General features: G+C 65.8%; 18 protein-coding genes. 2 read left to right on the top strand and 16 right to left on the bottom strand.

The annotated features are described in order from the left end of the window. Positions 1-5 precede the first annotated feature (5 nt). From rplV to C7H73_RS02625, 16 genes are all read right to left on the bottom strand, one after another. The gene (gene rplV / locus C7H73_RS02700) at positions 6-338 is read right to left on the bottom strand and encodes a 50S ribosomal protein L22 (protein WP_106845255.1); all 333 of its coding nucleotides are present in this window, start codon (positions 336-338) and stop codon (positions 6-8) included. 10 nt (positions 339-348) lie between these two features. Then, on the bottom strand, positions 349-627 hold the full coding sequence (gene rpsS / locus C7H73_RS02695; RefSeq protein WP_106845254.1) for a 30S ribosomal protein S19: 279 nt from the start codon (positions 625-627) through the stop codon (positions 349-351). A gap of 9 nt (positions 628-636) precedes the next feature. Then, the gene (gene rplB, locus C7H73_RS02690; RefSeq protein WP_106845253.1) at positions 637-1,461 is read right to left on the bottom strand and encodes a 50S ribosomal protein L2; all 825 of its coding nucleotides are present in this window, start codon (positions 1,459-1,461) and stop codon (positions 637-639) included. Positions 1,462-1,464: 3 nt separating this feature from the next. Then, complete coding sequence (gene rplW, locus C7H73_RS02685; protein WP_106845252.1) at positions 1,465-1,779, bottom strand: 50S ribosomal protein L23; 315 nt, start codon at positions 1,777-1,779, stop codon at positions 1,465-1,467. Next, positions 1,776-2,396, bottom strand: coding sequence for a 50S ribosomal protein L4 (gene rplD, locus C7H73_RS02680; RefSeq protein WP_106845251.1), 621 nt, complete (start codon positions 2,394-2,396; stop codon positions 1,776-1,778). The genes rplW and rplD overlap by 4 nt, the downstream gene beginning before the upstream one ends. Beyond that, positions 2,397-3,071: a 50S ribosomal protein L3 gene (rplC, locus tag C7H73_RS02675; RefSeq protein ID WP_106845250.1), complete on the bottom strand. Its 675-nt coding sequence runs from the start codon at positions 3,069-3,071 to the stop codon at positions 2,397-2,399. 249 nt (positions 3,072-3,320) lie between these two features. Next, entirely contained in the window at positions 3,321-3,632 is a 312-nt protein-coding gene (gene rpsJ / locus C7H73_RS02670) for a 30S ribosomal protein S10 (RefSeq protein WP_005796953.1), read from the bottom strand. 27 nt (positions 3,633-3,659) lie between these two features. Next, the gene (gene tuf / locus C7H73_RS02665) at positions 3,660-4,850 is read right to left on the bottom strand and encodes an elongation factor Tu (RefSeq protein ID WP_106845249.1); all 1,191 of its coding nucleotides are present in this window, start codon (positions 4,848-4,850) and stop codon (positions 3,660-3,662) included. A 170-nt stretch (positions 4,851-5,020) separates the two neighbouring features. Further along, positions 5,021-7,129, bottom strand: coding sequence for an elongation factor G (gene fusA, locus C7H73_RS02660; RefSeq protein ID WP_106845248.1), 2,109 nt, complete (start codon positions 7,127-7,129; stop codon positions 5,021-5,023). A gap of 85 nt (positions 7,130-7,214) precedes the next feature. Continuing rightward, positions 7,215-7,688 carry a 30S ribosomal protein S7 gene (rpsG, locus tag C7H73_RS02655; protein ID WP_106845247.1) on the bottom strand — a complete coding sequence of 158 codons (474 nt, stop codon included), beginning with the start codon at positions 7,686-7,688 and terminating at the stop codon, positions 7,215-7,217. Between the two features lie 172 nt (positions 7,689-7,860). After that, positions 7,861-8,238, bottom strand: coding sequence for a 30S ribosomal protein S12 (gene rpsL / locus C7H73_RS02650; protein ID WP_106845246.1), 378 nt, complete (start codon positions 8,236-8,238; stop codon positions 7,861-7,863). Positions 8,239-8,374: 136 nt separating this feature from the next. Next, positions 8,375-9,538, bottom strand: a complete 1,164-nt coding sequence (locus C7H73_RS02645; protein WP_106845245.1) for a D-alanyl-D-alanine carboxypeptidase family protein — start codon at positions 9,536-9,538, stop codon at positions 8,375-8,377. A gap of 70 nt (positions 9,539-9,608) precedes the next feature. Next, complete coding sequence (locus C7H73_RS02640; RefSeq protein ID WP_106845244.1) at positions 9,609-10,247, bottom strand: alpha/beta hydrolase; 639 nt, start codon at positions 10,245-10,247, stop codon at positions 9,609-9,611. A 76-nt stretch (positions 10,248-10,323) separates the two neighbouring features. After that, on the bottom strand, positions 10,324-10,665 hold the full coding sequence (locus C7H73_RS02635) for a (2Fe-2S) ferredoxin domain-containing protein (protein WP_405124775.1): 342 nt from the start codon (positions 10,663-10,665) through the stop codon (positions 10,324-10,326). Positions 10,666-10,675: 10 nt separating this feature from the next. Then, positions 10,676-11,773, bottom strand: coding sequence for a VanZ family protein (locus C7H73_RS02630; RefSeq protein ID WP_106845242.1), 1,098 nt, complete (start codon positions 11,771-11,773; stop codon positions 10,676-10,678). 35 nt (positions 11,774-11,808) lie between these two features. After that, a complete protein-coding gene (locus C7H73_RS02625; protein ID WP_106845241.1) occupies positions 11,809-12,228 on the bottom strand; it encodes a CopD family protein in 420 nt (139 codons plus the stop codon). Between the two features lie 199 nt (positions 12,229-12,427). Between C7H73_RS02625 and hemB the strand changes: the two genes are divergently transcribed. Together hemB and C7H73_RS02615 are read left to right on the top strand one after the other, a co-directional pair. Continuing rightward, positions 12,428-13,435: a porphobilinogen synthase gene (gene hemB / locus C7H73_RS02620; protein WP_106845240.1), complete on the top strand. Its 1,008-nt coding sequence runs from the start codon at positions 12,428-12,430 to the stop codon at positions 13,433-13,435. A gap of 39 nt (positions 13,436-13,474) precedes the next feature. Further along, entirely contained in the window at positions 13,475-14,671 is a 1,197-nt protein-coding gene (locus C7H73_RS02615; RefSeq protein WP_106845239.1) for a magnesium transporter CorA family protein, read from the top strand. Positions 14,672-14,746: the final 75 nt, after the last annotated feature.

The raw sequence follows: 14,746 nt of genomic DNA, 5'->3' as shown, positions 1-14,746 counted from the left end.
TGGCCTCAGTTGCCCACGGTCACGTAGATGTGGCAGGTCGGCTTGCTGATGCGGTTGCCGCGGCCCTTGGCGCGCGCGGTGAAGCGCTTGAGCGTGGTGCCTTGCTCGACGTAGATGGTCTTGACCTTCAGCTCGTCGATGTCGGCGCCGTCGTTGTGCTCGGCGTTGGCAATCGCGGACTCCAGCACCTTCTTGACGATACCGGCGGCCTTCTTTTGCGTGAAAGCCAGGATGTCCAGGGCCTGGTCCACCTTTTTGCCGCGGATCAGGTCAGCCACGAGGCGGCCCTTGTCCACCGACAGGCGCACGCCCCGGAGGACTGCACGTGTTTCAGACATGGTCTACTCCTTATTTCTTCTGGACTTTCTTGTCCGCAGGGTGACCCTTGAAGGTCCGCGTCAGGGCAAATTCGCCCAGCTTGTGACCCACCATCTGGTCGGTGACATAGACCGGCACATGCTGCTTGCCGTTGTGCACGGCAATGGTCAGGCCGATGAAGTCGGGCAGAACCATGGAGCGACGCGACCAGGTCTTGACAGGCTTCTTGTCCTTGGTGGCGACGGCCTTCTCGGCCTTGGCCAGCAAGTGGTGGTCAACAAACGGACCCTTTTTGAGAGAACGAGTCATTGCTACCTCTTACTTCTTGCGACGCGACACGATCATGGTCTGCGTGCGCTTGTTGTTACGGGTGCGGTAGCCCTTCGTCAGGTTGCCCCAGGGGTCAACTGCGTGACGGCCTTCGCCGGTACGGCCCTCACCACCACCGTGCGGGTGGTCGATCGGGTTCATGGCCACGCCGCGCACCGTCGGGCGGATGCCCATCCAGCGCTTGACACCGGCCTTGCCCAGCTGACGCAGGCTGTGCTCACCATTGGCCACTTCGCCAATCGTGGCGCGGCACTCGATGTGCACGCGGCGCACTTCGCCGGAGCGCATGCGCACCTGGGCGTACACGCCTTCGCGGGCCAGCAGCGTGGCGAAAGTGCCTGCCGAACGGGCGATCTGCGCACCAGCACCGGCCTTCAGCTCGATGCAGTGGATGGTCGAGCCCACCGGGATGTTGCGGATCGGCAGGGTGTTGCCCACGCGGATTGGCGCCTCGGAGCCGCTGACGATGGTCGCGCCCACTTCCAGGTTGCGCGGGGCGATGATGTAGCGACGCTCGCCGTCGGCATAGCACACCAGGGCGATGTGGGCCGTGCGGTTGGGGTCGTACTCGATGCGCTCCACCTTGGCGGGGATGGCGTCCTTGTTGCGACGGAAGTCCACCACGCGGTAGTGGTGCTTGTGACCACCGCCCTTGTGGCGGATGGTGATGTGGCCGTTGTTGTTGCGGCCGGCCTTCTGGAACTGGGGCTCCAGCAAAGGCGCGTGTGCGGCACCCTTGTACAGGTGGTCGCGCGAAATCTTCACTGCGCCGCGCTGGCCGGGAGAAGTCGGTTTGAGTTTGATGACAGCCATGGTTTACGCGGCCTCCCCGGACAGGTTCAGCTCTTGGCCTTCCTTGAGCAGCACATAGGCCTTGCGCACGTTGTCGCGGCGGCCCATGGTCTTGCCGAAGCGGCGGGTCTTGCCCTTGGTGTTGAGCACGGAAACGCCCTTGACCTCGACCTTGAACAGCAGCTCCACGGCGGCCTTGATCTCGGGCTTGGTGGCGTTTTGCAGCACCTTGAACGTCACGGCATTGGCCTTCTCGGCAACCATGGTGGCCTTTTCGGACACGATGGGAGCGATCAGCACCTGCATCAGACGACCTTCGTCAAACTGGGGTGTGCTCATGCGAACATCTCCTTGAGTTTGTCGATCGCGCCCTTGGTGACGAGCACTTTCTTGAAGTGCACCAGCGACACGGGATCTGCATAGCGCGGCTCGACGACGAACACGTTCTTCAGATTGCGCGAAGCGAGGTACAGGTTTTCATCGACCTCATCGGCGATCACCATCACCGATTGCAGGTTCATGGCCTTGAACTTGTCGGCCAGGACCTTGGTCTTGGGGCTGTCCACCTTCAGCGAATCCACCACGGCCAGGCGGCCTTCGCGGGCCAGCTGCGACAGGATGGACGCCATGCCGGCGCGGTACATCTTCTTGTTGATCTTCTGCGTGAAGTTTTCGTCAGGCAGGTTGGGGAAGATGCGACCGCCCCCGCGCCACAGCGGCGAGGAGGTCATACCGGCACGTGCGTTGCCGGTGCCCTTTTGCTTGAAGGGCTTCTTGGTCGAGTGGCGCACCTGTTCGCGGTCCTTCTGGGCACGGGTGCCCTGGCGGGCATTGGCCTGGTAGGCGACGACGATCTGGTGGACCAGCGCTTCGTTGTACTGGCGGTCGAACACGGTCTCGGGCACGTCCACCTTGGACGCAGCCTGGCCTTGTTCATTCAGGAGTTCGAGCTGCATTTAGTTCGCCTCCTTGGAGACAGCTGCCTTGATGGCCGGACGCACGGTGACGAAACCGCCCTTGGAGCCGGGAACGGCACCCTTGATCAGCAGCAGCTGACGGGCTTCGTCGATGCGGATGACATCGAGGTTCTGGGTGGTCACGGTCTCGTCGCCCATGTGACCCGTCATCTTCTTGCCGGGGAACACGCGGCCGGGATCCTGGGCCATGCCGATGGAGCCGGGCACGTTGTGCGAACGGCTGTTGCCGTGCGACGCGCGCTGCGAGCTGAAGTTGTGACGCTTGATCGTGCCGGCGAAGCCCTTGCCGATCGAGGTGCCCTGCACGTCGACCTTCTGGCCCACGGCAAACACATCGGCGACGGGCAGGCTGGTACCGGCGGCATACTTGCCGGCGGTCTCGGCCGTCACGCGGAATTCACGGATGATTTCACCGGCTTCGACACCCGCCTTGGCGAGGTGGCCGGCTTCAGGCTTGGTCACGCGCGAAGCCTTGCGTGAACCGAACGTGACCTGCAGGGCCACGTAGCCATCGTTCTCTTGGGTTTTGACCTGGGTCACGCGGTTGCCCGACACATCCACCACCGTGACGGGCACTGCATCCCCGTCATCGGTGAACAGACGCATCATGCCCACCTTGCGGCCCAGCAACCCGAGGGAGTTGCTCAGACTCATTGGTTATTCTCCAAAACTTTCGCCGCCCCGACTTCAATTGGCCAAGGCGTTGCGAGTGGCCCACGAGTGGCGCCAGTGCGCACGAAAGAAGGTTGATGAAACTTCGCACCGGCAAACCCCGCGAGCAAACGCAGGGCGCAAAAATGCGAAGCCGCAAAGTATAACGCGGACTGCTCAGCCGAGCAAGTCCGCGTTGGAGTGGCGCCCGGCGCATCCAGGGATGCGTGCGGGCAATGCGAAGCGGCAGCTTTACTGCAGCTTGATCTCGACGTCCACGCCGGCCGGCAGGTCCAGCTTCATCAGCGCGTCCACCGTCTTGTCGGTGGGATCGACGATGTCCATCAGGCGCTGGTGCGTACGGATCTCCAGCTGGTCGCGGCTGGTCTTGTTGACGTGCGGCGAGCGCAGGATGTCGAAACGCTTCATGCGCGTGGGCAGGGGCACGGGGCCCTTGACGATGGCGCCGGTGCGCTTGGCGGTGTCAACGATCTCGGCAGCGGACTGATCGATCAGCTTGTAATCGAAGGCCTTCAGGCGGATACGGATCTTTTGCTTGGACATGGTGTTCCTTGTGCGGGGATGCCGTGATTACGCGATGATCTTGGCCACGACGCCGGCGCCGACGGTGCGGCCGCCTTCGCGGATGGCAAAGCGCAGGCCTTCTTCCATGGCGATGGGGGCGATCAGCTTGACGGTGATCGACACGTTGTCGCCGGGCATGACCATTTCCTTGTCCTCGGGCAGCTCGATGGAGCCCGTGACGTCGGTCGTGCGGAAGTAGAACTGGGGACGGTAGTTGTTGAAGAACGGCGTGTGACGGCCGCCCTCGTCCTTGCTCAGCACGTACACCTCGGCGGTGAAGTGCGTGTGCGGCTTGATGGAGCCGGGCTTGCACAGCACCTGGCCGCGCTCGACGTCTTCGCGCTTGGTGCCGCGAAGCAGCAGGCCCACGTTGTCGCCGGCCTGGCCCTGGTCCAGGAGCTTGCGGAACATCTCGACGCCCGTGACGGTGGTCTTGACGGTGTCCTTGATGCCGACGATCTCGATTTCTTCGCCGACCTTGACGATGCCGCGCTCGACACGGCCCGTGACCACGGTGCCGCGCCCGGAGATCGAGAACACGTCTTCCACGGGCATCAGGAAGGCGCCGTCCACAGCACGCTCGGGCGTGGGGATGTAGCTGTCCAGGGCTTCAGCGAGCTTCAAGATGGCGGGCTCGCCCTTGTCGGACTGGTCGCCCTCCAGGGCCAGCTTGGCCGAGCCGCGGATGATGGGGGTGTCGTCGCCGGGGAAGTCGTACTTGTCCAGCAGTTCGCGCACTTCCATCTCGACGAGCTCCAGGAGTTCTTCGTCGTCCACCATGTCGCACTTGTTCAGGAACACGATGATGTAGGGCACGCCCACCTGGCGGGCCAGCAGGATGTGCTCGCGCGTCTGGGGCATCGGGCCGTCAGCGGCCGAGCACACCAAGATGGCACCGTCCATCTGGGCGGCGCCGGTGATCATGTTCTTCACATAGTCGGCGTGGCCGGGACAGTCCACGTGGGCGTAGTGGCGCGCAGCCGTCTCGTACTCGACGTGCGAGGTGTTGATGGTGATGCCGCGGGCCTTTTCTTCAGGCGCGTTGTCGATCTGCGAGTAGTCCTTGGCTTCGCCGCCAAACTTCTTGGACAGCACCGTGGCGATCGCCGCCGTCAGCGTCGTCTTGCCATGGTCCACGTGACCGATCGTGCCCACGTTCACGTGGGGCTTGGTACGTTCGAACTTACCTTTTGCCATTTTCAACTCCAAAAGAGCATTGCCTGTGTGACGGTTTAATGTCTGCACCCGGTTGCTGGTTCGCCCCGCACAGAACCACAGGGCGGCACCGGATCGCAGACAGCAGAATGCTATGAAAACATGAGCTACCAGCGCTTGCTAGGCAAGCGCTGGAGCCCTTTTTCGCACTATTATTTGGCGCGAGCGGCCATGATGGCCTCGGACACGTTGCGCGGAGCCTCGGAGTAATGCTTGAACTCCATCGTATACGTGGCGCGGCCCTGGGTCATCGAGCGCAGCTGCGTGGCGTAGCCGAACATCTCCGACAGCGGCACCTCGGCCTTGATGGCCTTGCCGCCACCGACCATGTCGTCCATGCCCTGCACCATGCCGCGGCGGCTGGACAGATCGCCCATCACCGTGCCGGCGTAGTCCTCGGGCGTCTCGACTTCCACGGCCATCATGGGCTCCAGGATGACCGGGTTGGCCTTCTTGGCGGCTTCCTTGAAGCCGAAGATGGCGGCCATCTTGAACGCCTGCTCGGACGAGTCCACGTCGTGGTAGGAGCCGAAAGTCAGCGCGACCTTCACGTCCACCACCGGATAGCCGGCCAGCACGCCGGAGGTCAGCGCCTCGATCACGCCCTTTTCAACGGCCGGGATGTACTCGCGTGGCACCACGCCGCCCTTGATCTCGTCCAGGAACTCGAAGCCCTTGCCGGGCTCGTTGGGCTCCAGGCGGAACACCACGTGGCCGTATTGGCCCTTGCCGCCGGACTGGCGCACGAACTTGCCATCCACGTCCTTGACGGTGTTGCGGATGGTTTCGCGGTAGGCCACCTGGGGCTTGCCGACGTTGGCTTCAACGTTGAACTCGCGCTTCATGCGGTCAACGATGATGTCCAGGTGCAGCTCGCCCATGCCGGCGATGATGGTCTGGCCCGACTCTTCGTCGGTGCGCACGCGGAAGGACGGGTCTTCCGAGGCCAGGCGCGACAGGGCGATGCCCATCTTTTCCTGGTCGGCCTTGGTCTTGGGCTCGACGGCCTGGGCGATCACCGGCTCGGGGAAGACCATCTTCTCCAGCATGATGTGCGCGTCCAGGTCGCACAGCGTGTCGCCCGTGGTCACTTCCTTCAGGCCCACGCAGGCAGCGATGTCGCCGGCGCGGATTTCGTCGATTTCCTGGCGCTCGTTGGCGTGCATCTGCACGATACGGCCGATGCGCTCCTTCTTGCCCTTGACGGCGTTGTAGACGGTGTCGCCCTTGGACAGCACACCCGAATAGACGCGCACGAAGGTCAGCTGGCCCACGAACGGGTCGGTCATCAGCTTGAACGCCAGCGCCGAGAACTTCTCGCTGTCGTCCGCCTTGCGGGTGAGCTTCTTTTCTTCGTCATCGGGGTCGGTGCCGACCACGTCAGGAATGTCGGTGGGCGCGGGCAGCAGGTCGAGCACGGCGTCCAGCATGCGCTGCACGCCCTTGTTCTTGAAGGCCGAACCGCACAGCATGGGCTGGATCTCGGTGGCGATGGTGCGCTGGCGCAGGCCGGCGATGACGTCCGCCTCAGACAGATCGCCCTCTTCCAGGTACTTGTTCATCAGCTCTTCCGAAGCCTCGGCAGCCGACTCGACCATCTTCTCGCGCCACTCGTTGCAGGTGTCCACGAGGTTGTCGGGGATCTCCTGGTACTCGAACTTCATGCCCTGCGAGGCCTCGTCCCAGATGATGGCCTTCATCTTGATGAGGTCGACCACCCCCTGGAAGTGGTCCTCGGCACCGATCGGGACCACGATCGGCACCGGGTGCGCGTTCAGGCGCAGCTTCATCTGCTCGACGACCTTGAAGAAGTTGGCGCCGGTGCGGTCCATCTTGTTGACGAACGCCAGACGCGGCACCTTGTGCTTGTTGGCCTGGCGCCAGACGGTCTCGGACTGCGGCTGCACGCCGCCCACGGCGCAGTACACCATCACGGCGCCGTCCAGCACGCGCATGGAGCGCTCGACTTCAATGGTGAAGTCCACGTGGCCGGGGGTGTCGATGATGTTGATGCGGTGTTCGGGGCGCGACAGGTCCATGCCCTTCCAGAAGCAGGTCACGGCCGACGAGGTGATGGTGATGCCGCGCTCTTGCTCCTGCTCCATCCAGTCGGTGGTGGCAGCGCCGTCGTGCACTTCGCCCAGCTTGTGGGTTACGCCCGTGTAGAACAGGATGCGCTCGGACGTCGTGGTCTTGCCGGCATCGATGTGGGCCGAGATGCCGATGTTGCGATAGCGCTCTAGGGGTGTTTTGCGAGCCATGATGAATACTTTCGTTAACGGCTGAGAGCCCGTCCGCCGAAAGGGCGAATCGGGCTCCTGCCAGTGCGATAGATGAGGGCGGAACTTAGAAGCGGAAGTGGCTGAATGCCTTGTTGGCTTCGGCCATGCGGTGCACTTCGTCACGGCGCTTCATGGCGCCGCCGCGGCCTTCGTTGGCCTCCATCAGCTCGTTGGCCAGGCGCTGGGCCATGGACTTTTCGCCGCGCTTGCGGGCGGCTTCCTTCAGCCAGCGCATGGACAGGGCCAGGCGGCGCACCGGGCGCACTTCCACGGGCACCTGGTAGTTCGCGCCGCCCACGCGGCGCGACTTCACTTCGACCATCGGCTTGATGTTGTTGATGGCCGTGAGGAACACTTCCAGCGGTTCCTTCTCGGGCTGCTTCTTCTCGATCAGCTCCAGGGCGCCATAAATGATGCGCTCTGCAACTGCCTTCTTGCCGCCTTCCATGATCACGTTCATGAATTTGGACAGCTCGACGTTGCCGAACTTCGGGTCCGGCAGGATTTCACGTTTGGGGACTTCGCGACGACGTGGCATTTTTCACCTCTATCTTTGCTTCAGTTGGCGCCATCTCAGGCACCGCGAGAGCTATGGAAGAACTCTCACTTACTCGACCCACGCAGAAAGCACCTGCGTTCGGGGTCACTACGCTGCATCACCGCGCCACGCGGGAGGCAACACCGAAATTTTTTTTGCAAAAGCGCAGGGCTTACTTGGCCTTGGGCTTCTTGGCGCCGTACTTGGAGCGGGCCTGCTTGCGATCCTTGACGCCTTGCAGGTCCAGCGAGCCGCGCACGATGTGGTAGCGCACGCCGGGCAAGTCCTTCACACGGCCGCCGCGCACCAGCACCACGCTGTGCTCTTGCAGGTTGTGGCCTTCACCGCCGATGTAGGAGATGACTTCGAAGCCGTTGGTCAGACGCACCTTGGCAACCTTGCGCAAAGCGGAGTTCGGCTTCTTGGGAGTCGTGGTGTACACACGGGTGCACACGCCGCGGCGCTGGGGGCAGTTCTCCATGGCCGGGCTCTTGGATTTCACAACTTCGACCGTGCGGCCGTGGCGCACGAGCTGATTGATGGTTGGCATTACTGTGGTTCGTCCCTAAACGTGAAAAGCGAAAACGTGAATCCCTTCGGAATTTTCCGAAAAGCCCGCGAGTGTAGCTTCTTCTCGCCCGCGGGGCAAGGCGCTGGCGCGCTGCGCCTTGCTGGCGCGCTGCGCCTTATTTGATCCAGAGCCGGATGGCGTCCCAGGCGCGGCCGAAGATGCCGGCCTGGCCCACCTCTTCGAGCGCCACCAGCGGCACGTCGGCCACCTGCTGCTCGCCCAGCATGACCTTCAAAGTGCCCACCGACTGGCCCTTGGCGAAGGGGGCGATCAGCGGGTCCTGGCGCACCACGGTGGTGGACAGCTTGCCGGCACTGCCCGAGGGCACGGTGACCACGATGGCGTCCGGGCGGCCGATCTTGAGGGTGCTTTGCGTGCCCTTCCAGATGGCCGGCGTGGCGGCGGGCTGGCCGGCATCGAACAGCTTGACGGCGTCGAACGCCGTATAGCCCCAGTTCAGCAGCTTCTGGCTTTCGTTGGCGCGCGCGTTCTCGCTGGCTGCGCCCAGTACGATGGACAGCAGGCGGCGCTGGCCGACCTGCGGGAACTCGCGCTTGGAGGTCGCCACCAGGCAGTAGCCGGCCGCCTGGGTGTGGCCGGTCTTCAGGCCGTCCACCGTCGGGTCGCGGAACAAGAGCGTATTGCGGTTGTTGCTGTTGGACGCCGGCGTGCCCTCGTAGCGGTACTGCTTGATCGAGTAGTAGTGCAGGTACTCGGGAAAGTCCTGCAGCAGCCGCGTGGACAGCGTGGCCAGGTCGCGCGCCGTGGTGGTGTGGCCGGGCTCGGTCAGGCCTTCCGGGTTCTTGTAGTGCGTGCCGGCCATTCCCAGGGCCTTGGCCTGCTCGTTCATCAGGCGCACGAAGTTCTCGGCCGTGCCGCCCACGCCCTCGGCCAGCGCCATGGTGGCGTCGTTGCCGGACTGCACGATCATGCCCTTGAGCAGGTCGTCCACCGGCACCTGCATCTTGGGGTCGATGAACATGCGCGAGCCGGGCATCTTCCAGGCGCGTTCGGAAACGGGCAGCTTTTGCTCCAGCGTGATCTTCTTGGCGCGCAGCGCGTCAAAGACCAGGTAGCCGGTCATCAGCTTGGTCAGCGAGGCCTGCTCCACCGGCGCGTCGATGTCCTTGGAGGCCAGCACCTGGCCGGCCGTCACGTCCACCAGCAGGTAGTTGCGCGCGGCGACCTCCGGCGGCTGGGGCACCTGCGCCCACAGGGCAGCGGGTGCGAGGATCAGGGCGCAGGCAAGGGTTCGCAGCAGGGACAGGGCAGAGGGCATCGCAGGCAAAAGAAGGCTGGAAGAAAAAAGGACAGGGAGAAACGAAAAAGCCGCCCGCGGGCGGCGCGCATCACGGCAGGACCGACAGCAGATGGCGCATGGCCAGGTGCTTGAGCAGCGGCAATTGTCCGTGAAAGAAATGGCCGCCCCCCGGCACAACCGTAACCGGTAGTTGCTGTGGGCGCGCCCAGTCCATCACGGCCGCCAGCGGCACGGTCTGGTCGTGCTCGCCGTGAATCACCAGGGTGGCCAGGTGGGCATCCTGCGGCACGTCGGCCACCGCAAAGCGGCTGGCCGCCGTGCCCACCAGCACGGCGCGCTCGACGCGCCGCCCGTCCCACAGCTGCGCCAGCGCGTGACTGGCCACGAAGGCGCCGAAGGAAAAGCCGGCCAGCGCAATGGGCCCCTCGGGCGCGGCCTGCTGCACCACGGCCAGCATGTCGGCCAGCTCGCCGCGGCCCTCGTCGTGCACGCCGGCCGTGCCGCCCACGCCGCGGAAGTTGAAGCGCACGGCCGCATAGCCGCAGGCGACGAAGGCGCGCGCCAGGGTCTGCACCACCTTGTTGTCCATGGTGCCGCCGTACAGGGGGTGCGGGTGGGCGATGACGGCCACGCCGCGCGGGGACACGTCAGGCGCCGGCACGTCGCGCAGCACCTCGATGGCCCCCTCGGAGCCGGTGAAAGTGAGGCGTTCGGTCTGGGCGTTCATGATGCTACCAAATCAATAGCTGCCGGCGCTTGATGCATAAGCGCCGGAGGCCAAAATCATGCAAATACCGCCTGCGTCAGCGGCCCACGTCCGCCGGCAGCAGCAGCCGCTCGACCACCTGGCCGTTCTTCAGGTGCGACTCGACGATCTCGTCGATGTCCTCGTGGTCCACGTAGCTGTACCACACGCCGTCCGGATAGACCACCGCCACGGGCGCGCCCTGGCAGCGGTCCAGGCAGCCGGCCTTGTTCACGCGCACCTTGCCCGGCCCGGCCAGGCCCAGCTCCTTGACGCGCTTCTTGCAGTGCGCGAAGGCTTCCTGCGCGCCGTGGCCGGCGCAGCAGGCCTGGGGCGCGGCGCGCTCGTTCAGGCAAAAGAAGATGTGGCGCTGGAAGTAGGGCTGGGCAGGGCTGGACATGCCGGCCATTCTAGGAGCGCGCCTCGCGCCGCGAGACCTGCAGCAGCACATACACCAGCGTTGCATAAGGCCAGAGCCAGTCCAGCCACTGGCCCAGGCCGTAAAAGCGAATGAAGCGCCCCTGCTCCCACGCCTGCAGCGTCTGCGTGAAATAGGCATCGGCCGGCGCGTCGTTGAGCAGGCCCAGGTGCAGCACCAGCACGACCAGCAGCAGCGCGGCGCAGGCCCGCCGCGGCACGGCCAGCAGCGCCAGCGCCAGCAGCAGCCCCAGCACGACGCCGGCGCGCGCCCCGGGCGTGAGCCATTCCCAGGCGTGCGCCGGGCCCCAGCTCAGGCCCGCCGACAGCGCCGTGACGCCCACGCCGACCGCCGCCGTGGCCAGCGTGAAGGTGGCGCGCCGGGGCAGCGAGCGCACCACGCAGTAGCCCAGCAGGCAGGGAATGAGCAGCCCCAGGGCAACGGCCAGCAGCTCGCTGCCGCGCGACAGCGGCTCCAGCGCCGCTTCGCGCAGCGGCAGCCAGTCCAGGAAGGGGGTGCCCTCCAGCAGCTCGGCCAGCGCGTCCTGCAGCCGCTGCCACATCTGGCCCAGGCCGAAGGGCAGCGCCGCAGGAAACAGCAACGCCCAGGGCCACAGCGCCAGCAGCACCAGCGCGCCGCGCGCCTGCGGCGTGAACCAGCGCTCGCGAAAGCGGCTCCAGCGCGCGATGGCGCCCAGGCGCTCCAGCAGCGCCGCGACCAGCGCGCCGGCCAGGGCGCCCGCGGCATTGAGCGCCAGGTCCATGTTGGAGGGCACGCGCCGCGGCAGGAAGATCTGCAGGTACTCCATGGACAGCGACAGCAGCGCGCCGCTGAGGGCCGCCAGCGGCACCGCCACGCGCGGCCAGCCCGAGCGCATGCAGGCCAGCGCCAGCAAAAAGCCCAGCGGCGCGTAGCCGGCCACGTTGATGTTGACGTCAAACCACGTCCAGTACGGCGGCGGGATGCGCGCCGTGAGAAAGACCCAGGGCGACACGCCCTGCCCGCGCCAGCCCTCGAAGGGAAACAGGCTGGCAAAGACGATCAGCGCCCCATAGATCAGCGCCAGCGGCCAGGCCGAGGTCTTGTGCATGGCGCGCGCCAGCCTTTGCCTTGGCTGCTTGTTTGCTAGAAGGGCTTGACCACCGCCAGCACCACGATGGCCACCAGCAGCAGCACCGGCACCTCGTTGAACCAGCGGAACCACGCATGGCTGCGCCGGCTGGTGCCCGCCGCCAGCTTGCGCAGCAGCACCGCGCAGGCATGGTGGTAGCCCACGACGAGCAGCACCAGCGCCAGCTTGGCATGCAGCCAGCCGCCCGCGCCGCGCCACCAGCCCAGCCACAGCCACAGGCCCAGGCCGATGGCCGGCACCGCCAGCAAGGTGGTGAAGCGCAGCAGCTTGCGCGCCATGAGCAGCAGGCGCTCGCGCTCCAGCGTGGAGCCGGGCTCGACCATGGCCAGGTTCACGAAGATGCGCGGCAGATAGAACAGCCCGGCGAACCAGCTGGCGATGAAGACGATGTGGAAGGCTTTGACCCAGAGCATCCGGCGCAGTGTGCCAAAAAAAGAAGCCCGGTCAGGGCCGGGCGTGAAAGCCTTGGGGCGGGGTGCGCCGCAAGGCCCCGCTCAGGGAGGTGAAGCGGGGGGCGGCAGGCCGCCCGAGGCGCAATCTAGCACCGCTGCCCTGCAGTTGCAACACGTTGCAACTGCAGGGCCTGGGCCGGCTGTCGCACAATCTTCCGCCATGCATCTGTCCAGCCCCACCCTCTTTCCCGCCCAGCGCCCGCGCCGCCTGCGCCGCGATGCCTTCACCCGCAACCTGGTGCGCGAGCACGTGCTGTCGCCGCACGACTTCATCTACCCGGTGTTCGTGCATGAAGGCCAGCAGCGGCGCACGCCGGTGGCCTCCATGCCGGGCGTGGAGCGCCTGAGCCTGGACCTGCTGCTGCCGGTGGCCGAGGAATGCGTGCGCTTAGGTGTGCCCTACCTGGCGCTGTTTCCGTCCATCGACGGCGAGCTGAAGACGCTGGACGGCCGCGAGTCGCTGAACCCCGAGGGCCTGATCCCGCGCGTGATCCGGGCGTTGAAAGAGGAGTTCCCCGCGCTGGGCGTGATGACCGACGTGGCGCTGGACCCCTACACCAGCCACGGCCAGGACGGCCTGATCGACGACAGCGGCTACATCCTCAACGACGAGACCGTGGAGCTGCTGGTCGGCCAGGCGCTGGCACACGCCGAGGCCGGCGTGGACATGGTCGCGCCCAGCGACATGATGGACGGGCGCATCGGTGCGATTCGGGACGCCCTGGAGGCGCACGGCCACATCCACACCCGCATCATGGCCTACAGCGCCAAGTACGCCAGCGCCTTCTACGGGCCGTTTCGCGACGCGGTGGGGTCAAGCGCCAACCTGGGCGCGAGCAACAAGAACGTCTACCAGATGGACCCGGCCAACACCGACGAGGCGCTGCGCGAAGTGGCGCTGGACCTGGCCGAGGGCGCGGACATGGTCATGGTCAAGCCCGGCATGCCCTACCTGGACGTGCTGCGCCGCGTCAAGGACGAGTTCAAGGTGCCGACTTTCGCCTACCAGGTGTCGGGCGAATACGCCATGCTGAAAGCGGCTTCTGCCAACGGCTGGCTGGACCACGACAAAACCATGATGGAGTCGCTGTTGGCCTTCAAACGCGCGGGCGCCGACGGTGTGCTGACCTACTTTGCCCTGGAGGCGGCACGCTTGCTCCGAAAATGAGAGCTGCCCGCGCTTGACTGGCAAGCGCTGGAGCCCATTTTGACTGAAGCAACCACGACCCCTGCCCCGTTTCGCGTCTTCCACGTCCAGCCCGGCGCCAGCGCCGCCGAGCTGGACGCCCTGCCCCTGCGGCCCCCGCCCGTGGGCTTTTACTGGGTGGCATGCACGCGCGCCGCGCTGGAAGCCGACCTGGCGCGCTTTCAGGCCATGGTCCAGGCCGTCACCGGCTTGCAGCTGGTGGACCTGCACGTCACGGACCTGCTCAGCACCCAGCTGCCCTCGCACTACGACTACACCTCGCAATACGACCTGCTGGTCATGCGCCAGCTGGCGACCACGAACGGTACGGCCGAGCAGCCCCTGCCGCGCACCGTGCGCGGCGGCCCGCCGGTGCTGCGACGCATCGACACCAGCCCCGTGGGCCTGGCGCTGTTCGACGCGCTGCTGCTGTCGGTGCACCCGGCCGACTGCACCGTGCGCGATGCCTACGCCGAGCGGCTGGTGGCGCCGCCGCCAGCGGTTGCTCAGCTGCTGAACGCCGACCAGGCCGAGGAAGCGGCCGACACCCTGGTGTGCCACCTCAATACCAGCCCCTCGGTGGCGGGCGTGGGCCTGCCCGGCAGCACGGCCGACCTGATGCTGCGCCTGATCAACCACATCGTGGACAACTACCTGGAGCTGCGCCGCGGCCTGTCGCGCCAGCTCGACCACTGGCAGGTCGCGCTCCTGAACCCGCGCGGGCGCTTCAACCACTGGAGCTCGCTGATGGTCGCGCGCCTGGCGCTGCACCACCTGACGGAGATCTGCGAGGACCAGCGCTCGGCCCTGCAGGCCTGGAGCGGCGCGCTGGACGGCGGCCGCATGGCCTGCGACAGCGGCCTGGCGCAGCGCGAGCTTGAGCTGCTGAAGGTGCGCTCGCGCGACGTGCTGGAGCACATCGCACGCGTCGCACACCACGTGCGCCGGCTGGAGCAGAGCACCGAGGCGGCCGTGCAGATGCACTTTTCGGTGCAGAACAACCGCACCAACGAAATCATGCGCGTGCTGACCGTGCTCACCGCCGTGTTCCTGCCGCTGAACCTGATCGCCGGCATCTTCGGCATGAACTTTGAGGTACTGCCTTTCGTGGACCAGGACAACGGCTTTTGGGGCGCGCTGCTGGTCATGCTGCTGATCGCCGGGGGGCTGACGGTGTACTTCTGGCGCAACCGCTACCTGGCGCGCACGGGGCGTTGAGCGCTTGGGCTTTTTGCGTCCTGCGCGGCCTGGCTCTTTCACGCGCAACGCAGAACTCCCCCCGCGCAACCCAAA

It is taken from the genome of Pulveribacter suum (assembly GCF_003013695.1).
GTDB classification, from domain to species: Bacteria; Pseudomonadota; Gammaproteobacteria; order Burkholderiales; family Burkholderiaceae_C; genus Melaminivora; species Melaminivora suum.
Note: the sequence above shows the minus strand (reverse complement) of the source record. Positions and strands in the feature narration are given on the sequence as shown.